The organism is Sphingomonas sp. 22176 (assembly GCF_052045505.1).
Taxonomy (GTDB): Bacteria; Pseudomonadota; Alphaproteobacteria; order Sphingomonadales; family Sphingomonadaceae; genus Sphingomonas.
In genome coordinates this window covers 647,890-666,516 of sequence record NZ_JBQEPL010000001.1, presented here as the reverse complement: position 1 = coordinate 666,516, position 18,627 = coordinate 647,890, and the positions used below count along the sequence as shown (strand labels likewise).

Annotated in this window: 19 protein-coding genes and 1 riboswitch; of the genes, 8 read left to right on the top strand and 11 right to left on the bottom strand. The window is 68.1% G+C overall.

Annotation, left to right across the window (positions count from 1 at the left end):
• The first annotated feature begins 41 nt into the window (after positions 1-41).
• Together relB and ACTJKY_RS03160 are read left to right on the top strand one after the other, a co-directional pair.
• A complete protein-coding gene (relB, locus tag ACTJKY_RS03165; protein WP_440844143.1) occupies positions 42-260 on the top strand; it encodes a type II toxin-antitoxin system RelB family antitoxin in 219 nt (72 codons plus the stop codon).
• A gap of 24 nt (positions 261-284) precedes the next feature.
• Positions 285-509, top strand: a complete 225-nt coding sequence (locus ACTJKY_RS03160) for a type II toxin-antitoxin system RelE family toxin (RefSeq protein ID WP_440845212.1) — start codon at positions 285-287, stop codon at positions 507-509.
• A 36-nt stretch (positions 510-545) separates the two neighbouring features.
• On the opposite strand, the gene thiC is transcribed toward ACTJKY_RS03160, so the two are convergent.
• The 5 genes from thiC to ACTJKY_RS03135 form a co-directional block, all read right to left on the bottom strand.
• On the bottom strand, positions 546-2,417 hold the full coding sequence (thiC, locus tag ACTJKY_RS03155) for a phosphomethylpyrimidine synthase ThiC (RefSeq protein ID WP_440844142.1): 1,872 nt from the start codon (positions 2,415-2,417) through the stop codon (positions 546-548).
• Positions 2,418-2,461: 44 nt separating this feature from the next.
• A riboswitch (TPP riboswitch) is annotated at positions 2,462-2,572 on the bottom strand.
• 67 nt (positions 2,573-2,639) lie between these two features.
• Positions 2,640-3,347, bottom strand: coding sequence for a PEPxxWA-CTERM sorting domain-containing protein (locus ACTJKY_RS03150; protein ID WP_440844141.1), 708 nt, complete (start codon positions 3,345-3,347; stop codon positions 2,640-2,642).
• 131 nt (positions 3,348-3,478) lie between these two features.
• Positions 3,479-4,333, bottom strand: a complete 855-nt coding sequence (locus ACTJKY_RS03145) for a MipA/OmpV family protein (RefSeq protein WP_440844140.1) — start codon at positions 4,331-4,333, stop codon at positions 3,479-3,481.
• 66 nt (positions 4,334-4,399) lie between these two features.
• The gene (locus tag ACTJKY_RS03140) at positions 4,400-4,759 is read right to left on the bottom strand and encodes a DUF2141 domain-containing protein (protein ID WP_440845210.1); all 360 of its coding nucleotides are present in this window, start codon (positions 4,757-4,759) and stop codon (positions 4,400-4,402) included.
• The gene (locus tag ACTJKY_RS03135; protein ID WP_440844139.1) at positions 4,749-5,546 is read right to left on the bottom strand and encodes a sterol desaturase family protein; all 798 of its coding nucleotides are present in this window, start codon (positions 5,544-5,546) and stop codon (positions 4,749-4,751) included. The genes ACTJKY_RS03140 and ACTJKY_RS03135 overlap by 11 nt, the downstream gene beginning before the upstream one ends.
• A gap of 186 nt (positions 5,547-5,732) precedes the next feature.
• On the opposite strand from ACTJKY_RS03135, the gene ACTJKY_RS03130 reads away from it, so the two are divergent.
• On the top strand, positions 5,733-8,198 hold the full coding sequence (locus ACTJKY_RS03130) for a TonB-dependent receptor domain-containing protein (protein ID WP_440844137.1): 2,466 nt from the start codon (positions 5,733-5,735) through the stop codon (positions 8,196-8,198).
• A 40-nt stretch (positions 8,199-8,238) separates the two neighbouring features.
• On the opposite strand, the gene ACTJKY_RS03125 is transcribed toward ACTJKY_RS03130, so the two are convergent.
• Positions 8,239-9,033 carry a PEPxxWA-CTERM sorting domain-containing protein gene (locus tag ACTJKY_RS03125; protein ID WP_440844135.1) on the bottom strand — a complete coding sequence of 265 codons (795 nt, stop codon included), beginning with the start codon at positions 9,031-9,033 and terminating at the stop codon, positions 8,239-8,241.
• Positions 9,034-9,231: 198 nt separating this feature from the next.
• Here ACTJKY_RS03125 and crtY point away from each other — a divergent pair, with 198 nt between their 5' ends.
• The 4 genes from crtY (at position 9,232) to ACTJKY_RS03105 (ending at position 13,536) form a co-directional block, all read left to right on the top strand.
• Entirely contained in the window at positions 9,232-10,389 is a 1,158-nt protein-coding gene (gene crtY, locus ACTJKY_RS03120) for a lycopene beta-cyclase CrtY (RefSeq protein WP_440844133.1), read from the top strand.
• Positions 10,389-11,867 (top strand): phytoene desaturase, encoded by a 1,479-nt coding sequence (locus ACTJKY_RS03115; RefSeq protein ID WP_440844132.1) that lies wholly within the window; start codon positions 10,389-10,391, stop codon positions 11,865-11,867. Before crtY ends, ACTJKY_RS03115 begins: the two co-directional genes overlap by 1 nt.
• A gap of 164 nt (positions 11,868-12,031) precedes the next feature.
• Positions 12,032-12,613 carry a TIGR00730 family Rossman fold protein gene (locus tag ACTJKY_RS03110; RefSeq protein WP_440844131.1) on the top strand — a complete coding sequence of 194 codons (582 nt, stop codon included), beginning with the start codon at positions 12,032-12,034 and terminating at the stop codon, positions 12,611-12,613.
• On the top strand, positions 12,613-13,536 hold the full coding sequence (locus ACTJKY_RS03105; RefSeq protein ID WP_440844130.1) for a phytoene/squalene synthase family protein: 924 nt from the start codon (positions 12,613-12,615) through the stop codon (positions 13,534-13,536). Before ACTJKY_RS03110 ends, ACTJKY_RS03105 begins: the two co-directional genes overlap by 1 nt.
• A gap of 6 nt (positions 13,537-13,542) precedes the next feature.
• On the opposite strand, the gene ACTJKY_RS03100 is transcribed toward ACTJKY_RS03105, so the two are convergent.
• Genes ACTJKY_RS03100 through ftsE form a run of 4 tightly spaced genes read right to left on the bottom strand, consistent with a single transcriptional unit; the run spans position 13,543 to position 16,344 of the window.
• Entirely contained in the window at positions 13,543-14,226 is a 684-nt protein-coding gene (locus ACTJKY_RS03100; RefSeq protein ID WP_440844129.1) for a lysophospholipid acyltransferase family protein, read from the bottom strand.
• A complete protein-coding gene (locus ACTJKY_RS03095; RefSeq protein ID WP_440844128.1) occupies positions 14,226-14,765 on the bottom strand; it encodes a YdcF family protein in 540 nt (179 codons plus the stop codon). Before ACTJKY_RS03095 ends, ACTJKY_RS03100 begins: the two co-directional genes overlap by 1 nt.
• Positions 14,762-15,646 carry a cell division protein FtsX gene (locus ACTJKY_RS03090; RefSeq protein ID WP_440844127.1) on the bottom strand — a complete coding sequence of 295 codons (885 nt, stop codon included), beginning with the start codon at positions 15,644-15,646 and terminating at the stop codon, positions 14,762-14,764. Before ACTJKY_RS03090 ends, ACTJKY_RS03095 begins: the two co-directional genes overlap by 4 nt.
• On the bottom strand, positions 15,643-16,344 hold the full coding sequence (ftsE, locus tag ACTJKY_RS03085; protein WP_440844126.1) for a cell division ATP-binding protein FtsE: 702 nt from the start codon (positions 16,342-16,344) through the stop codon (positions 15,643-15,645). Before ftsE ends, ACTJKY_RS03090 begins: the two co-directional genes overlap by 4 nt.
• Positions 16,345-16,511: 167 nt before the next feature.
• On the opposite strand from ftsE, the gene ACTJKY_RS03080 reads away from it, so the two are divergent.
• On the top strand, positions 16,512-17,207 hold the full coding sequence (locus ACTJKY_RS03080) for a zinc-ribbon domain-containing protein (protein WP_440844125.1): 696 nt from the start codon (positions 16,512-16,514) through the stop codon (positions 17,205-17,207).
• Here the strand turns inward: ACTJKY_RS03080 and ACTJKY_RS03075 are convergent.
• Positions 17,179-18,537: an MATE family efflux transporter gene (locus tag ACTJKY_RS03075; protein WP_440844124.1), complete on the bottom strand. Its 1,359-nt coding sequence runs from the start codon at positions 18,535-18,537 to the stop codon at positions 17,179-17,181. The two genes, ACTJKY_RS03080 and ACTJKY_RS03075, sit on opposite strands and share 29 nt — an antisense overlap.
• Positions 18,538-18,627 lie beyond the last annotated feature (90 nt).

The window sequence follows — 18,627 nt, the reverse complement described above, 5'->3', positions numbered from 1 at the left end:
CCCGCCTGGCCGCGCTATATTTGTATAGCAAGGAGGCGGCCATGCTCGCGGTACGGATCGACGCAGACACGGAAAAGCGGCTGGAAGCGCTGGCGGCCCGGACAGGGCGGACGAAGACCTTCTACGCCCGCGAGGCAATCCTGGCGCACCTCGACGATCTCGAGGACTTCTACCTCGCCGAAGAGCGGATGAAGGATTTCCGCTCCGAGGACGCAATCCCGCTGGCGGACCTGAAGGCCGAGCTTGGTCTGGGCGATTGAGTTCGCTCCCGAGGCGGCAGGGAACTGCGCAAGCTCGGCAAGCAGGAAGCCGGCCGCATTCTCCGGACGCTGGAAAAGCGGATCGCGCCTCTGGAGGATCCGCGATCGCTCGGCGCCCCGCTGACCGGGGAACATAGCGGCTATTGGCGGTGGCGGATCGGTCACTATCGCATCATCGCGCGGATCCAGGATGCGCGGGTGGTCATCCTCGTCGTCCGCGTCGGGCACCGCCGCGAGGTGTATCGGTAGCCGGGCGGGCAAAACGCCCACCCGGCTCGATCGTCTTCAATCGTGCTCGCGGCCGCCCGCGCCCATGTAGAGCTCGCTGCCGGTCTCGCGGAACACCTTGCTCATCTCGGCCATTCCGGTCTCGGCATCCACCGTCGCCGGCGTCGCCGCGAGGAAGGTGTCGGCCGAGGCGTTCTGCTTGGCGGCGAAGTCGCGCACTTCCTGGGTGATCTTCATCGAGCAGAATTTCGGCCCGCACATCGAGCAGAAATGCGCGGTTTTGGCGCCCTCGGCCGGCAGCGTCTGGTCGTGATACTGCTCGGCGGTGTCCGGATCGAGCGACAGGTTGAACTGGTCGCGCCAGCGGAACTCGAAGCGCGCGCGGCTCAGCGCGTCGTCGCGCACCTTGGCCGCCGGATGGCCCTTGGCGAGATCCGCCGCGTGCGCCGCCAGCTTGTAGGTGACCACGCCCACCTTCACGTCGTCGCGGTCCGGCAGGCCCAGATGCTCCTTGGGCGTGACGTAGCAGAGCATCGCCGTGCCGTACCAACCGATCATCGCCGCGCCGATGCCGCTGGTGATGTGGTCATAGCCCGGCGCAATGTCGGTGGTCAGCGGCCCGAGCGTGTAGAAGGGCGCCTCGCCGCACGCCTCAAGCTGCTTTTCCATGTTCTGCTTGATCTTGTGCATCGGCACATGGCCGGGCCCCTCGATCATCACCTGCACGTCCTGCTCCCAGGCGCGCTTGGTCAGTTCGCCCAGCGTGTAGAGCTCGGCGAACTGCGCCTCGTCATTTGCGTCGGCGATCGAGCCGGGGCGCAGGCCATCGCCCAGCGAATAAGCGATGTCATAGGCCTTCATGATCTCGGTGATCTCGTCGAACCGCTCGTACAGGAAGGATTCGCGATGATGCGCGAGGCACCACTTGGCCATGATCGAGCCGCCGCGGCTGACGATGCCGGTGACGCGCTTGGCGGTCATCGGAATGTACGGCAGCCGCACGCCGGCATGGATGGTGAAATAGTCGACGCCCTGCTCGGCCTGCTCGATCAGCGTGTCGCGGAAGATCTCCCAGGTGAGGTCTTCGGCGATGCCGCCCACCTTTTCCAGCGCCTGGTAGATCGGCACGGTGCCGATCGGCACGGGCGAGTTGCGCAGGATCCATTCGCGGGTGTCGTGGATGTTGCGGCCGGTGGAGAGGTCCATCACCGTGTCCGCGCCCCAGCGGATCGACCAGACCAGCTTGTCGACTTCGCTCGCCACGTCGCTGGCGACGGCGGAGTTGCCGATATTGGCGTTGATCTTGACTAGGAAGTTGCGACCGATCGCCATCGGCTCGCTTTCCGGGTGGTTGATGTTGTTCGGGATGATCGCCCGACCGCGCGCCACTTCGTCGCGGACGAATTCGGGCGTCACATAATCGGGGATCTCGGCGCCCCAATCCTGGCCGTCGCGGATATATTCGGCGAGGCGTTCGCGGCCGAGATTCTCGCGCTCCGCGACATATTCCATCTCGGGCGTGATGATGCCGCGCCGGGCATAGTGCATCTGGCTGACGTTCATGCCCAGCTTGGCGCGCAAGGGGCGCTTGGCCACGTTCGGGAACTGCGGCACGCCGGCCGAGCGGTCGGGCCCCTTCAGGCCATTGTCCTCGGGGCGGACTTCGCGCGCGTCATAGGCCTCGACATCGCCGCGGCCGAGAATCCAGTCGCGGCGGATCGCCGGCAGGCCGGCCATGATGTCGATCTGCGCATTCGGATCGGTGTAGGGGCCCGAGGTGTCGTAGACGCGCACCGGTGCCTCGCCGCTGCCCGGCTCGAGCTGGATCTCGCGCATCGCAACGCGGTGCTTGCCGACATGGATCTTGCGACTGCCGCGGATCGGGCCCGTGGTGACGCCGATTTCGGTCTTGGCGGGGATGTCGGCCATGCTCGTCTACTCCTTGGGCGGACGTAGAGAGCGAACGGACCTCGGGGAACAAGACCCTCCCTCCCTACGCCGGTGTCAACCGGATCAGGTTCAGCGGGTCGAAGGCTGCAGCCTTCCTCTCAACCGCTGCGCCAGCGGTCCCCCGGGGAATGGACCCATGTACGCGGAAGCGGCGCGCCGGGCAATCCCGACGCGCCGCTTGCCTACCAAAGGTTAGGATGATCAGGCGAAGCGGGCGGCCGTCCGCGCACGGCGGCGGCGGAGTGCCCCGCCGGCCAGGCCGAAGCCACCGATCAGCATCGCCCAGGCCGCCGGCTCGGGAACACCCGCGCCCGCCGTCGCGCCGGCGCTGAACTCGGCCTGGAACTGCACGTCACCGTAGAGTCCGTGGATGTCGTCCCAGGGCCGCCCGGTGATCGCGTCGAGACTGTCGCCCGCATTCGTGTAGACGAAGTCGCCGCCGGTATAGGCATTGCTGCCGAAACTGCCTGCGGTGGGCATCCAGCTGCTCTCGCCGGCGAGGGGCTGCGTGAGGCCCGCGGTGGTGAGGAAGGCGACATAGCGCTGGCCCGCGCGCAGATCGAGCGCGCCCACGTCGAAGTGGAGCGCCTGGAATGCGTCGCCCGTGGTGCCGCCGAAGCTGCGTGCGTCACTGGCGTAGAGCGCGGTGCCGAGCGCCCCGGCGCCGTTCCAGGAATAGACATAGGCGCGCACCTTGGCCGCGCCGCCGCCGAGATAGAAGGTAAAGCCGTTCAGCGCATTGTCGCTGCCGACCGTGAAGGTCTGCCCATATGCCGGGGTGTAACGCGCGCCGAAATAATCGATCTTCGACGTATAGCCGCCGCTGGTGTCGATCGCGGATGCCGCGGCCGGCGCGGCCATCGTCGCACCGAGCACGCCCATGGCGCCAACCAATGCTGCAAGTTTCATGCATCCCCCCTGATGTTGCCCCGCGACCACCCAAGCCGCGAGTCCTGGACGGGCGCGCTACCCATCAAGACTCGCAGCGGCAATTCATAACTTGTTAAGAAATAGGCATTCGTCGCAATGTGGGACGCAGCTCAGAAGGTATAGGCAAGCCCCAGCGCGCCGTACCACTGGTTGCGCGAACCGGCGATGCGGACCACCGGCGAGTCCGCGGCATCGTCGAGCATCCGCCGATAGGCGACGCCGCCGACCACCGACAGGCCATGGGTGAGATCGCCGGTAAGCGCGACATTGCCCATCGCGCCCAGCGTCCAGTCCTTCCAGCCCTTGTGGGCGTAATAGACCGGCAGACCGCTGCGGGCACTGCCGCCGGGCGTCACGCCGAAATAGGTCTGGGCATAGCCGTCGCCCATGTAGTTCGCGGAGGCATTGAGCAGCACATAGGCCTTGCGGCTGAGCGGCGTGCCGTAGCTGACGGACGGCGACATCACATAGCTTTTGTGCACGTTGCCGACGTCATGGATGTAGGAGACGCTGGCGGTCAGCGTGTCATAGTCGCTGGTGATCAGCCCCTGCTTGGCGATGCCGACGAATCCGCCGGCCTCGATCGCGGTATCGACCTTGCCGAGCGCTGCCACCTGGCGGTCGTCGATCCGCGAGGTGCGGTTGAGGTTGACGTTGACCACCGGGCCGGCCTGGAAATCCCAGCCCGGGCCGTTGTTATCGGCGATCACGTCCGCCCAGGCGCGGCTGCCGAGCACGACGAAGTTGATGCCGGAGACGCGGCCGCGGACCAGCGGCGCTGCGGTGAGGACGTTCTTGTCCGAACCTTCATAGCTCGGCACCATCGCCGCGCCGACGCCGAGCGTCACCGTATCGCGGGTCGTGTCCGGCGGGGTATCCGTATTCTGCTGGGCGAAGGCAGGCGCCGCCGCGAACAGCGGGAGCGAGACGAGCGCGGCGCTCGCCGCGTTGCGCAGGAAAGACATCGAGTACTCCGGGAACAGGATCGTGGCGATCAGAACCCGGCAAACGCCTGCAATCCGGTGCAGTTCCTAGAGCAGGTAGCGCAGCTTCACTTCCTGCCGGTCGTTGCCGCCCTCGAGCGGGAACCGGGCGGCGGAGAAGCGCGGCGGTCCGAAGCCGATCACCGGGTTGCGCGAAAAGCCGAAGCCCTCGCGCGGAATGCCCATGAAGGTGTCGAGCTTGCCGTTGCCGTTGGCGTCGTGGATCACCGCCACCGCATAGTCGCCGGGGGCGAGGCCGCTGAGGCGCAGCTTGCCGTCGGCGGCGGGAATCGTCCGCTTGATCGCGCCGTGCCCGTCGCGACAATCGGGAAACTCGCTCGCGGCGGGCGCGATGCAGATCTGCAGAAGCCCGCGGGTCGAGCGCAGGCTGGTGAAATCAAGCTCCAGCGTCGCCAGCGGCGCGGCGCTGGTCAGCAGCGGCAGGGCGACGAGGGCCCAGGCGCCGCGCCGCAGGATCGAACCGCCCCAGCCCCTGGTCGGTGCCGCACAACCGGTCCCAGAACCGGAAATATAATCCATAGTTGCACCCATACCGCTCATGATGCCGCTGGTGATGGCTCGCCGTGATCAGCCACGCACCCAGAGGCCCCCGCCACATCCACGCCGGGAAGATTTCCCAGCCCATATGATTGGTCACCCCCATAACCGTCATGATCGTCAGCACCAAGCCGAGCGCGGCGACATGAATGGGAATTACGAAGACCAGCAGCGGAATCACGATCGCGCCGGACAGCGCCTCGCCCCAGTGGAAGCTCATTGCCGCCCAGGCGGTGGGCGGGCGGCTGGCATGATGGACGGCGTGATAGCGGCGGAACAGCGCGGGCACGTGCATCGCCCGGTGCGTCCAGTAGAACCAGGTGTCGTGGAGGAACAGGTAGAGGAACACCGACAGCGGCAGGTACCAGAGCGGCATGGCGTGGACATCGGCATAGATCCGCGTCCAGCCTTGCGCCTTCCAGCCCCAGGCGACGATGCCGGCGGGGATGCCGTAGATCGCTACGGAGGCGAGGCTCCAGCCGATCTCCATGCGGATCTGCCTGGACTGGCCGGCATAGAGGCCCGGATGGCGCAGCCGGGTCGCCAGCGCGAACCCCGCCGAGGCAGCGACATAGCGCACCCCGACGATCACCGTCATGGCGATCGCGGAGGCGAGGATGGCTAGGGCGATATCCATGCCTGCCGCTGCTACGCCTTCGCGCCGCCACCGGCAATGCGGCGCAACCCCGATTGTCGAGCCGCACGAATGTTGCCGGCCCGTAACACTCGTAATTCTACGAAGAAGCGCAGCACCTAAATATCAATATCCAACATCTTAGACTGCTCCGCCCAGAAGAACACATATGGGTCGGGAGAGGTTGTCGTGAAACTGCGGTATATGCTGCTCGCTTTTTGCGCGAGCGTCATCGTCCAGCCTGCATTCGCCCAGTCCACGGACGGTGCGCCCAAGCCCGCCAAACCCGCGCAAGTGCCGGAGAAGGAAGTCTTCTCGACAGGCGTCGCCAAGGGCCGCGATCGGCTGGACAGCGCGACCTCCACCAGCGCCTATCGCGCCGCCGAGTTCGAGAAGCTGGGCCCGCGCCCCTTGGGCGACATCCTCCGCACCATGCCCGGCCTCCGCGTCGAGAGCGGTATCGGCGAGGGCAATGCCAATTATACCGTGCGCGGCCTGCCGCTGGCAGCGGGCGGCTCCAAATACATGCAGTTCCAGGAAGACGGGCTGCCGGTGCTGGAGTTCGGCGACATCTTCAACGTCGCGGTCGACGTGTTCATGCGCGCCGATTTCAACGTCGCGGCGATCGAATCGATTCGCGGCGGCTCGGGCTCGACCTTCTCGTCCAACGCGCCGGGCGGGTTGATCAACCTGATCTCGAAGACCGGCGAGACCCGCGGCGGTGCCGTCCAGGCCAGCGTTGGCCTCGGCTATGGCGAGAAGCGTGTGGACATGGATTACGGCCAGCCGCTCGGCGACGGCTGGCGCTTCCATGTCGGCGGCTATTACCGCTCGGGCGAGGGCCCGCGCGACATCGGCTTTACCGGCTACAAGGGCGGCCAGTTCCGCTTCAACGTCACCAAGCAGTTCGCCGCCGGCTATGTCCGCGTCAGCGGCAAGTGGCTGGACGACCGCTCACCCACCTTCGCGCCCTATCCGATCAAGATCGGCGGCACCAACGACAATCCCGTGGTCAGCAGCGTCAGCGGCTTCGACATCCGCAAGGATTCGCTGCTTTCCCCGTTCATCGGCCCGGTCACCACGCTGGACGGCACCAACAAGCTGGCACGCTTTGACGTCGCCAACGGCATGCACGCCAAGAGCAAGACGATAGGCCTGGAGGCGCAGTTCGACGTCGCCGGGATCACGATCAGCGAACGTGCGCGCTATTCGGCCAATTCGGGCGACTTCCTGCGCGTCTTTCCCTCTGCCGTCGGCCCGATCGCGACGATCGCCGCCTCGCAGGCGGGCGCCGGCGCGGTGGCGACCTATGCCAGCGGCCCCAATATCGGCCAGCTGGTGCCGGTGAACGCCAACGGCAACGGCCTGCTCTCGTTCAACTATATGGCGCAGACCCGGATCGGCGCGCTCGACAATTTCACCAACGACATCCGCGCGACCAAGGTGTGGAAGCTCGGCAGGGGCGACCTGACCGTCACCGGCGGCCTCTACAAGGCCAACCAGAAGCTCTACGCGACCTGGCTGCACTCGGGCATCGATACCGACGTGGCCGGGGACGGCCAGACGGCGATGGTCAACGTCACCAGCGCGGCGGGCGTCGCGCAGACCCAGAACGGCTATTACACCTTCAGCCGCAACGGCAGCAAATTCCGCCGCATCTTCGACGTATCGTACGACATCCTCGCGCCCTATGGCTCGGTGAACTACCATATCGGCAAGCTCTCGATCGGCGGCAGCCTCCGCTATGATCGGGGCCGGGTGCGCGGTTCGCTGATCGGCGCGGATCTGGGCGGCGGCCGCGTTGGGCTGATAAGCTACGACATCAACGGCAACGGCGTGATCTCCGCGCCGGAGAAGCGCGTCGCCTTCCTGCCGCTCGATACCCCGGCGCCGGTGAACTATAATTACGGCTATTGGAGCTATTCGAGCGGCATCAACTACCGCGTCGCCGAGCCCTTCTCGGTCTTCGCGCGGTACAGCCGCGGCGCGCGCGCCAATGCCGACAAGATCCTGTTCACCCCCGCGGTGAGCGCAACCACCGGCGGCGTGCCCAACGCGGCGGACAAATATGACCAGGTCCGCCAACTCGAAGGCGGGTTCAAGTTCCGCAAGGCGGGCGCGACGCTCAACGTCACCGCCTTCCGTGCGACCGCGGACGACCATAATGTCCTCAACGGATCGGCCAACCAGACCATCCGCAGCTACCGCGCGACGGGCGTGGAGATGGAAGGCGGCTATCGCCGCGGCATCTTCAGCATCACCGCCGGCGCCACCTACACCACCGCCAAGATCACCAAGGACTTCCTGGATCCGACGCTGACCGGCAAGGAACCGCGCCACCAGCCGGCCTGGACGCTGGAGGCTACCCCGCAGATCGAGCTCCGCAACGTGACCGTCGGCGCGAACGTGGTGACGATCACCAGCAGCTATGCGCAGGACAGCAACTTGCTCAAGATGCCGGGTTTCACCGTGGTCAACGCCTTCCTGGTGGTGAAGCCGATCGACCGGGTACAGGTGATGCTCAACGCCAGCAACCTGTTCGATCAGGTGGGCTTCTTCGAATTCAACCAGAGCGAAGTGCCGGCAAACGGCATCGGCTGGGGCCGCGCGATCAACGGCCGCACCGTCTCGATGTCCGCCAAGCTCGCCTTCTGACGAGGAGGAGGCGCCGGTCCGCCCGGCGCCTCCCGCATTCTCAGGCGAATACTGGCTTCTTCGCCCGGCGGCGCAGCGCCGCGCCGGCAAAGCCGAAGCCGCCGATCAGCATCGCCCAGGCGGCCGGCTCGGGCACCGCGCTCGGCACCAGCGTGGCGGTGAGCGTCAGGTCGTCGATCGCGAGACCATGGTCCGAGCCGCCGACGTCGCGATCGGTCCAGCGGATGGCGAAGCCGCCGCCATCGGCGATCAGCAGGTTGCCGATCGTCGCACTGATGTCCGTGCGGTTGCCCGCGGCATTGCCGTCGAGCGCGCTGCTCGCGCTGCCCGAGCCGCTACCGTTCTTGATGCTGGCAAAGTCGAGCGCATTGAACGACGTCCAGCTGCCGTTCGACAGCGACGTGGCGTCGAGCGAATATTCAAAGCTGAGCCGGTCGCTGCTTGCGGTGCCGAGGCGCCACTGCTCGCCGAAATAGTCGAGCGTGATCGACTGGATCGCGCTGCCCAGCGCGTTGGTGAAGAAGGCGCCGAACAGAATCGGCGTCGCGCTGCCCGAGGTGACGCTGCCCAGCGCGCGCTCGCTGCCGGTGCCGAAGGCATAGGCGGTGCCGGTATTGGCGTTGCTCGTCGCATAGGCGTCGTCCGAACCGGCGGTGCTGCTGCCGCGCTCGTCGAGCTTCCAGCCGGTGGGCAGCGCCTTGCTGGTGCCGCTGGTCGCCAGCGTGTTGAAATTCTGCGTGTAGGTCTTGGTCGTCAGCGCGACCTGGGCCTGCGCGACGGGCGCGCCGAGCAGCGTGGCGGCGACCAACGTCGCGCCAAAAAGCTTCTTCTGCATTGTGTTGGTTCCCCTACTTCACAAACCGCCAGCGCGGTTCCCCGGCACTAGGGGCGAAGTGTGCAAGCCGTGTGACGATAGTTAAAAGAAAATGAACCACTTGGCCCTGCGCCGGGGCGCCCCCGGCCAGCGACCGTTTCGCCGCGCGCCCCCAAAGGCGGGGTTCCCTCACCCTCGGCCTTGGGCTAGGCGACGGCGATGCCTTCAACCATCAGTTGTGACGTCGCCATTGTCGGCGGCGGCCTTGCCGGCGGGCTTATCGCGCTGGCAATCCGGAAGAAGAAACCTGACTGCACCGTCCGGCTGATCGAAGGCTCGGCACGGATCGGCGGCAATCACCTCTGGTCGTTCTTTGCGGACGACGTCGCGCCCGAGCATCGCTGGCTGTCGGCGCCACTGATCGGCCATGGCTGGAACGGCTATGACGTCGCCTTTCCCGGCCATTTCCGCAGCCTGCCCTCACGCTACTACTCGGTCGAGTCCGAGCATTTCGATCGCGTGGTGCGCGCCGAACTGGGCGAGAAGAGCCTGTTGCTCGAGCGTGAGGCGGCGGACGTCACCCCCACTGCGGTGGCGCTGGCGGACGGCGATCTGGTCGAGGCCGAGGGCGTGATCGATTGCCGCGGCGTGGGTGATACCAGCGCGCTCCAGCTCGGCTGGCAGAAATTCCACGGCGCCGAACTGGTGCTGAGCGACCTGCACGACGTGAAGCGCCCGGTGATCATGGATGCGACGGTGCCGCAGATCGACGGCTATCGCTTCGTCTATTGCCTGCCGTTCAGCCCGACGCGGATGTTCGTCGAGGACACCTATTACAGCGACACGCCCTCACTCGACATTCTCGCCACCGGCGACCGGATCGAGGCCTATGCCGACGCCGCGGGCTGGCAGGTCGATCGCGTGCTGCGCGAGGAAGTGGGCAGCCTGCCCGTCGCCATGGGCGGCGATCATGCCGCCTATTGGGCCGCCGGCGGCCGCGGCATCGCCAAGGCGGGGATGAAGGCCGGGCTGTTCCACCCGATGACCGGCTATTCCTTCCCCGACGCGATCCGTACGGCGGCGCTGATCGCCGAGACCCGCGACTATTCGGGCGAGGCGCTGCACCAAATGCTGTATGGCTATTCCCGCGCGCTCTGGCGCAAGCGCGGCTTCTATCGCATGCTCGCCGCGATGCTGTTCAAGGCGGCCGAACCCGAGGAGCGCTATCGCGTGCTGGAACGATTCTACCGTCTGGATGCAGGACTGATCCAGCGCTTCTACGCCGCACAATCGACCTTCGGGGACCGCCTCCGCGTGCTGTCGGGCAAGCCGCCGGTGCCGGTCGGCCGCGCGCTTTCCGCGATCTGGGGCCGCTGATGCGCCGCGCAGTCGTGATCGGCGCCGGGTTCGGCGGCCTCGCCCTTGCCATCCGCCTCCAGTCGGCGGGGGTCGACACCACCGTGATCGAAGCCCGGGACAAGCCGGGCGGCCGGGCCTATTATTGGCAGCGCGACGGCTTCACCTTCGACGGCGGCCCGACGGTGATCACCGATCCGGATGCGCTGAAGGAGCTGTGGCGCCTGTCCGGCCATGATATTTCCGAAGACGTGAACCTCAAGCCGGTCACGCCCTTCTACCGTCTGTCCTGGCCCGACGGCACGACCTTCGACTATACCAACGACGATGCCGTGCTCGCGGGCGAGATCGCCAAGCTCGATGCGAACGACATCGCCGGCTATCGCAAGTTCCTCGACTATTCCGAGCGCGTCTATCAGGAAGGCTATGTGAAGCTGGGCGCCAAGGCGTTCCTGGACTTCAAGTCGATGCTGAAGGCAGCACCCGCGCTGATGCAGAATCAGGCCTGGCGGTCGGTCTATTCGGTGGTCGCGGGCTATGTGAAGAACGAGAAGCTGCGCGAGGCGCTGTCGTTCCACACGCTGCTCGTCGGCGGCAACCCGATGGCGACCAGCAGCATCTACGCGCTGATCCACAAGCTGGAGCGCGACGGCGGCGTCTGGTGGGCCGAGGGCGGCACCAACCGGCTGATCGCCGGCATGATCACCCATTTCGAACGGCTGGGCGGCACGGTGCGGATCGGCGATCCGGTCGACGAGATCCTGACGCTGGGCGATCGCGTCGTCGGCGTGCGCACCCATAGCGGCTTCGAGGTCGAGGTCGACGCGGTGGCGAGCAACGCCGACATCGTCCACAGCTACCGCGACCTGCTGCGCAATTCGCGCAGCGCACGCCGGACGGCCAACCGCCTCGTCAACAAGCGCTTCTCGCCCTCGCTGTTCGTGGTCCATTTCGGGCTGCGGGGTACCTTCCCGGACATCCCGCACCACATGATCCTGTTCGGGCCGCGCTATAAGGGGCTGCTCGACGACATCTACACCCACGGCGTGGTAAGCGAGGACTTCTCGCTCTACCTGCACCATCCGAGCGCTTCGGACCCAAGCATGGCGCCTGCGGGGCATTCGACCTTCTACGTGCTGGCGCCGGTGCCGCATCTCGGCAAATTCCCGGCCGACTGGAGCGAGGTGGGGCCGATCCTCGAATCGCGGATCCTCGCCGAGGTGCAGCGCCGCCTGATCCCCGATCTGGCCGAGCGGATCGTCACCAAGTTCCACTATGCGCCGACCGACTTCCGAGACGATCTCGCCGCGCATCACGGCTCGGGCTTCAGCCTGGAGCCGATCCTGACGCAGAGCGCCTGGTTCCGCGTGCACAATCGCGACGACGCGATCTCGAACCTGTATTTCGTCGGGGCGGGCACGCATCCGGGCGCGGGCATTCCGGGCGTGGTGGGGAGCGCCAAGGCTACCGCCGAGCTGATGCTGGGCGAGATGGCCTGAACCATTTTAAGCCCCTCCTCCTTGGAGGCGGGGTTGGGGGAGGGTTTCCAGAACCTCTGTTGGTCTCGGTGAGACCTTGCCCCCTTCCTCCAGGGAGGAGGGGCTAAGTACCCCCTCTCCCTCCCCGCCAAAACACGCTATCAGCCCCGCCACAGGAGCATCACATGAAGCGTATCGCCGTCTATTGCGGTTCGGCCAGCCCGGCCGACCCCGTCTATATCGAAGCCGCCCGCACCCTGGGCCGCACGCTTGCCGAGCGCGGCATCGGCGTCGTCTATGGCGGTGGCCGTCTGGGCCTGATGGGCGCGGTCGCCGATGCGGCGCTGGAGGCCGGCGGCGAGGTGATCGGCGTGATCCCGACCCTGCTCGTCAATGCCGAGGTCGCACATAAGGGCCTCACCAGCCTCGAAGTCTGCGAGACGATGCACGAGCGCAAGGCGCGCTTCACCGAGCTGGCCGACGGCTTCATCAACCTGCCCGGTGGCACCGGCACGATGGACGAGCTGTGGGAAGCGATGAGCTGGGCGCAGCTCGGCTACCACGCCGATCCGATCGGTCTGCTCAACATCGCCGGCTATTACGACAAGCTGGTCGAGTTCTGGGAGCATATGGGAACGGTCGGCTTCGTGCGGCCCCAGCACCAGGGGCTGCTGCTGGTCGACAGCACGATCGACGGCCTGCTGACCAAGATGGCCGAGGCCCAGCCGGTAGTGCCGATCGCGCAGCTGCGGCGCGAACAGCTGTAATGCGCTTTCCCGGCCGCGATGCGATCGTCGCGACCGCGGGCGAATCGATCGCCCGCGGCTCGCGCAGCTTTGCAGCGGCCAGCAAGCTGTTCGACCCCAAGACCCGCGAGCGCGCTTGGCTGCTCTATGCCTGGTGCCGCCGCTGCGACGACATCGTCGACGGCCAGGACCATGGCCATGGCATGACCCGCGTCGCCGATCCGGCCGCGCGGCTGGGCGAGGTGCGCGAACGTACCGCAGCGGCACTGGCGGGCGAATGGGTTGGCGATTCGGCGTTCGACGCACTGCGCATCGTCGCGGCCGAGACCGGCATGCCGCACCGCTTCGCCTGGGACCTGATCGACGGCTTCGCGCTCGACGCCGAGGATTGGCGGCCGCAGAGCGAGGACGATCTGTTGCGCTATTGCTACCATGTCGCCGGCGTGGTCGGCTGCATGATGGCGGTGGTGATGGGCGTGCGTCCGGATAACGAGGCAGTGCTCGACCGCGCCTGCGACCTCGGCCTCGCCTTCCAGCTCGCCAACATCGCCCGCGATATCGGCGAGGATGCCGAAGCGGGACGCTGCTATCTGCCGGCCGACTGGCTCGCCGAGATGGGGCTGACCGCGGCAGATCCGATGGCGGACCGTAATGCACTGGCGATACTCGGCACGCGCCTCGCCGATCGGGCGGAAGGCTATGAGATCAGCGCGCGCGGTGGTGCGGCGGCGCTGTCGTTCCGCTCGGCCTGGGCGGTGCTGGCGGCCGCGGACATTTATGGCGGGATCGCGCGGAAGGTGCGCGCGCGCGGCCCGCAGGCCTGGGACAGCCGCACCACCACCTCCGGCCGCGAAAAGCTCGGCGCGATCGTGAAGGCCTGGGGCGAAGCCCGCCGCCGGGCACCGACCCCGCGCCCGGCAGGATTATGGACCCGGCCGCGCTGACCCGGCTCAGCCGTTCAGCGCATTGATCGCCGCGTGCACCCGCGCCTCGACCTCGCGGCGGGGCAGGCCCGGCGGGATCGGATCGCCGAAGCGGAAGACGATTTCGCCGCGATGCATCCGCCCCTTGCGCGGCCAGACATTGCCGCTGCGCACCGCCACCGGCACCACCGGCAGGTCGAGCGCGCGGTAGAGCCCGGCAAAGCCCGAACGCAGCGGCGGCGCCTCGCCCGGCAGCACGCGCGTGCCCTCCGGGAAGATCAGCACCGAGCGCCCGGTCGCCCGCGCCGCCTGCGCCGCGCGCATCATCGCCCGCAGCGCCGTCGCATTGGCCTCGCGATCGACCACGATCGTGCCATAGCGCTGCGCCGCCCAGCCCCAGAGCGGGATCTTAGCCAGCTCGCGCTTCATCACCGTCGCCGGACTGCCGAGCATGCGGGTCAGCTCCAGCGCCTCGAAATAGCTTTCGTGCTTGCCCGCGAACAGCAGCTGCCCCTGGGGCACGGTCCCCTCGATCCGCACCCGCGCACCGACGATCCTGCGGACCATCCATTGCAGCAGCCACGCCCAGAGGTTCGAATAGGCGCGCAGGAACCGGCTGCCGAACAGCGCCGCGATCGGTGCGCCCAGCACCAGCACGATCGACATGCCGTAGAAGAAGATGCGGAAGAGAAAAGTACGCACCGCGTCCATCAATCGACCCCCAGCAGCAGCGCCCCCCGGCGCACCAGATATTTGTGATATTCGCGCAGCAGCATCCGCCAGCCGGGGGTGCTCGGCACGCCGTCGCCGACGATCGCCACCCCCTGCAATACATGGCGCAGCTCCAGCCGGGCGCGCGCCATGTGCCAGTCCGAGGTGACCAGCCTTACACTGCGATAGCCGTGATCGCGCACCCAGCGGCCGGTCTCGTCGGCATTGGAGCGGGTGTCCACGGCCTCGTGGCCGAGGTCGACGCAGCAGCGGAACAGCGCGCGCTCGGCGGGGAATTGCGCCGCCAACTCGTGGGGGCGCACGTCCGGATTGACCCCGCTGACCAGCATCCGCCTGGCATCCTCGCGGCGCAGCGCATCGAGCCCGCGCTGGATTCGCCCCGGCCCGCCGGTCAGCACCACAACCGCGTCGGTGCGATACGCGCCCAGCGGCTTGCCCAGGCTGAACAGGAACAGCGCGAAGCCCGCAGCCCAGGCGAGTGCCAGCAGCACCAGCAGGAAGAACAGCCGCCGGATCACAGCTTGCGCCCCAACGTGTGGAGCACGGTCAACCGCGTCGCCACGGTGGCGAGCAAGGCAAAGCCGATCGGCAGCAGCAGGAGCAGCGTCCAGTCGACCGGCGCCAGCGTCGCGCCGCCCAGCACTTCCGAGCCGGTGAGCGCCAGCTTGGTCTGGAACAAGGCGACCAACGCCAGCGCCGCCAGCGTGCCGATCGCGCCGCCGAGCAACGTGTCGCGGGCGATTCGGCGCTGGAGGAGGCGCGCTACCTGGAGGTCGGTCGATCCGAGCATGTGGAGCACGTCGATGGTATCGCGGTGCGTGTCCAGCCCCGCGCGCGCAACGAGCAGCGCGACACCCGCGGTCGCCGCCGCGATCACCAGCACCAGCCCGATCGCGACCAGCCCCAGCGCCCCGAGCAGCCCGCGCACCGGCGACAGCCAGCGCGCGCTGCTCTCCACCCGCGCCTGCGCGGCGACGCGCTGTACGGCGGCGGTCACCTGCGCGGCGGTCCCTTCTGCCGCGGTCACGTCGATCAACACCGGCATCGGCAGCTCGGGATCGAGCCCGACATCGCCGAGCCAGGGCTTGAGCAGCGCCGCCAGTTGGGCGCGATCGGCCTCGCGCACCCGGGTGACGCCAGGCACCTTGGCGATGGCGGCGACCAGCGCCTTGGCCCGCACGTCGCGCACGCCGGCATCGGGCTCGACCAGCTGCACGGTCAGCTGCCCGGCAAGCTGCCGATCGAGCCCGACGGCCGAGCGCGCCACGCCCAGTCCCAGCGCGCCAGCCAACACGGTGAGGAACAGCATGATCCCCATGATGCCCGCCATCACCCAGCCGCGCTGGCCCTGCCCGAGCAGCCGCAGGTCGATCGCGGCGCGGTGTCGGAAGCCGTTCATGCGCCCCCCGGCGGATGGCGGAGCAGGCCGCTGGGATCGACCAGCCTGCCCTTTTCGACGCGCATCAGCTGCGCGCGCGGGATGCGGCCGATCAGGTGCAGGTCGTGCGTCGCGACGACGATGGTGGTGCCCAGCCGGTTGAGCGCCTCGAACAGGTGCAGCAGGCGGTCCGCCATCTCGGGATCGACATTGCCGGTCGGTTCGTCGGCGACGAGGATCTCGGGCCTGGCGATCACCGCGCGCGCGATGGCGATGCGCTGCTGCTCGCCGCCCGACAGCGTCGGCGGCTTGGCGGTGACGCGCGCGCTCAGCCCCACCCAGGCGAGCATCTCCATCACCGGCGCCTCGATCTCGCTCTCGCGCACGCCCGCCACGCGCAGCGGCAGGGCGACATTGTCATAGGCGGAAAGCTGGGGGAGCAGGCGGAAATCCTGGAACACCACGCCGATCCGGCGGCGAAAGCCGGGCAGTCGCGCCCGGGGCAGCGCGCCCGCATCCTCGCCGAACAGCCGCACCGCGCCGCGGGTCGGCCGCTGGGCGAGGTAGAGCAGCTTGAGCAGCGAGGTCTTGCCGGCACCGCTTGCGCCGGTGAGGAAATAGAAGCCGCCCGTCGCCAGCGTGAAGCTCACGTCCGACAGCGTTTCCGGTCCGGTCCCATAGCGCAGGCCGACATTTTCGAAGTGCACGATGTTGCCCATGCGCCGTGCGGCCCGGCCTCCTGTTCGCGGTGGTCTCTGGCCGCCATCGCACAGCCCCGGATGCCGCTCAAGCCGCCGTCCGTCCCAAGCCGCTTGCTGGCCCGAATCGGCCCCGCTAGACTCGACCGTCCTGTCGCGTTTCGGGCAGGTACCAGGGGGTTTTGGGCATGATCTTGGAGTGCAGCCAGTGCGGATCGCGCTACGAGGTGCCGGATTCGGCGGTCGGCCCGGATGGCCGCACGGTGCGCTGCGCCAATTGCAAGCATAGCTGGTTCCAGTCCGGCACGCAGCTGGCGCCGGCCGCCCCGCCCCCCGCCCCGGTCGCGGCACCCGCGCCGGCGGTGGAGCCCGCGCCACGCCTCTCGCGCAGCGTCGCCGCGGCGGATCCCGCTCCGGAACCCAGCTACGATCCGTTCGACGAGCCCGCGCCGAAGAAAAGCAGCGGCATCCGCTGGACGATCGCGGCACTGGTCGCACTCGTCTCGGTGCTGCTCGGCGGCGCGGCGTTGCTTTACTGGAAGGCGCCGCAGGTGCTGACCCAGCTCGGCCTGCCGATTGGGGGCGCGAATGCGCAGCTGGTGTTCAGCGAGAAGAACGTGGCCCTGCAGGCCCGCGCCGACGGCAGCAAGCTGTTCATCGTCTCGGGCAAGGTGCTCAACGACAGTGGCGCGACGCAGCACGTGCCGGACATCCGCATCCAGCTGCTCGATGGCGAGCGCCGCGAAGTCTATAGCTGGCGGATCACTCCGCCGATCCGCACGCTGGAGCCCAAGGCAGGCTTCGACTTCAACGGCGCGAAGGTCGACGTGCCGAGCGGCGCCAAATCGGTGAAGCTCAGCTTCGTGAGCGAATTCGACGGGTGACGACGAGCAGGCGGCCGCCATCGAGCAGTGCCGCCGCGACCATGCCCAGCCCCGAGGCGAGCACCAGCGCCTGCGCGCCCCAGCCGGACTGGACCAGCCAGAGGCCCAGGCCGCCGGTCACCACGAAGAAGGCGAGGATGCCGTTGATGCCGGCGGCAACCTGGTCGCCCAGCGAACGCAGCGCATAGACGAACACCACCTGGACGCCATCGAACAGGATGAACGGCGCCCAGAGCAGCAGCATCGTCGCCGCCATCGCATGCACCTCGCCCGGCGCGGGGAAGCGCGCCACGACGAGCATCGGCACCAGCATCAGGCACGCCGCGAGCAGCCCGGTGGCGAGCGCCGCGAGCAATGCGGCGATGCCGGCCCGCCCCGCCGCCGCCTGCGGCACGCCCTCGCCCAGCGCATTGCCGACCCGTACCCCCGCCGCCGATCCCAGTCCGAGCGCCACCGCAAAGGTGACGTTGTGGATCGAGAAGACGATCTGGAAGGCATGGGCGGTGGTTTCGCCCAACCGGGTCGAGAGCGCGATCAGGATCGAGAAGCCGACCAGCTCGAGTCCGGACGCCACCGCCGGCACCACGCCGAATCGGGCAAGCGCCCAGGCACCGCGCCAGGTCTCCGCCCGCCCCCAGTCGCCGAGCAACCGCACCCCGCGCGGCTCGGCCCGCGGCAGCGTCCAGGCGGCGGCGAGCATGCCGGCCGCACCCAGCGCCGAGGCGATGGCGGTGGCCGCGGCAGCGCCCACGGCCCCCAGCGCCGGCAGTCCCCAGGCGCCGGTCGCCAGCAGCCAGGCGAGCAGCGCGTTGATCGGCAGCACCGCGAGGTTGACCACCGTCACCCGGGCCGGGCGGCTGACGCCTTCGAGGAAGAAACTCGTCGCGATGGTGAGCAGCTGGAAGGGATAGGCCAGCGCCATCACCTGCACCACCGGCGTGCTCGCCGCGACCAGATCGGGCGCGACGCCCACCCCGGCGAGCAAAGGCGCGGCGAAGCCGAACAGGATGCCCATGCTCGCCACGCCGAGCAGCAGCGCGAGCAGCAGGCCTTCGTGGAGCACGCGGCCGGTCTGGCGCAGCTCGCCCGCGCCGTCAGCGCGCGACACATGGACGAGGATGCCGGTCAGCGCCCCCAGGCCCATCACGATTCCCGGGAAGGTGATCGTCCGGCTCGCGCCCAGCGCCGCGACCTGGTGGGTGCCGGCCAGACCGACCACCACCACGTCCGTCACGTGCAGAATCGTCCAGTTGAGCCCGGTCAGCATCACCGGCCAGGCCAGCGCGAGGAGGCGGCGCGTTTCAGCGGTGAGCGGCGTGGCAACAGGCATGGCCCGGGGCATAGGCGGAAGCAACAATGCAAGAAACCCGCACAAAGCGGGTTGCCAGCCCCATTTCGCTTTGCTAGGGGCCGCTGCCTT

Excerpts from the sequence above, each read along its gene's own strand:
- ACTJKY_RS03075 (WP_440844124.1), bottom strand. The coding sequence starts at position 18,537 with ATGCCTGTTGCCACGCCGCTCACCGCTGAAACGCGCCGCCTCCTCGCG.
- ACTJKY_RS03110 (WP_440844131.1), top strand. The coding sequence starts at position 12,032 with ATGAAGCGTATCGCCGTCTATTGCGGTTCGGCCAGCCCGGCCGACCCC.
- ftsE (WP_440844126.1), bottom strand. The coding sequence starts at position 16,344 with ATGGGCAACATCGTGCACTTCGAAAATGTCGGCCTGCGCTATGGGACC.
- relB (WP_440844143.1), top strand. The coding sequence starts at position 42 with ATGCTCGCGGTACGGATCGACGCAGACACGGAAAAGCGGCTGGAAGCG.
- ACTJKY_RS03145 (WP_440844140.1), bottom strand. The coding sequence starts at position 4,333 with ATGTCTTTCCTGCGCAACGCGGCGAGCGCCGCGCTCGTCTCGCTCCCG.
- ACTJKY_RS03105 (WP_440844130.1), top strand. The coding sequence starts at position 12,613 with ATGCGCTTTCCCGGCCGCGATGCGATCGTCGCGACCGCGGGCGAATCG.
- ACTJKY_RS03100 (WP_440844129.1), bottom strand. The coding sequence starts at position 14,226 with ATGGACGCGGTGCGTACTTTTCTCTTCCGCATCTTCTTCTACGGCATG.
- ACTJKY_RS03150 (WP_440844141.1), bottom strand. The coding sequence starts at position 3,347 with ATGAAACTTGCAGCATTGGTTGGCGCCATGGGCGTGCTCGGTGCGACG.
- ACTJKY_RS03115 (WP_440844132.1), top strand. The coding sequence starts at position 10,389 with ATGCGCCGCGCAGTCGTGATCGGCGCCGGGTTCGGCGGCCTCGCCCTT.
- ACTJKY_RS03090 (WP_440844127.1), bottom strand. The coding sequence starts at position 15,646 with ATGAACGGCTTCCGACACCGCGCCGCGATCGACCTGCGGCTGCTCGGG.
- ACTJKY_RS03080 (WP_440844125.1), top strand. The coding sequence starts at position 16,512 with ATGATCTTGGAGTGCAGCCAGTGCGGATCGCGCTACGAGGTGCCGGAT.
- crtY (WP_440844133.1), top strand. The coding sequence starts at position 9,232 with ATGCCTTCAACCATCAGTTGTGACGTCGCCATTGTCGGCGGCGGCCTT.
- ACTJKY_RS03135 (WP_440844139.1), bottom strand. The coding sequence starts at position 5,546 with ATGGATATCGCCCTAGCCATCCTCGCCTCCGCGATCGCCATGACGGTG.
- ACTJKY_RS03125 (WP_440844135.1), bottom strand. The coding sequence starts at position 9,033 with ATGCAGAAGAAGCTTTTTGGCGCGACGTTGGTCGCCGCCACGCTGCTC.
- thiC (WP_440844142.1), bottom strand. The coding sequence starts at position 2,417 with ATGGCCGACATCCCCGCCAAGACCGAAATCGGCGTCACCACGGGCCCG.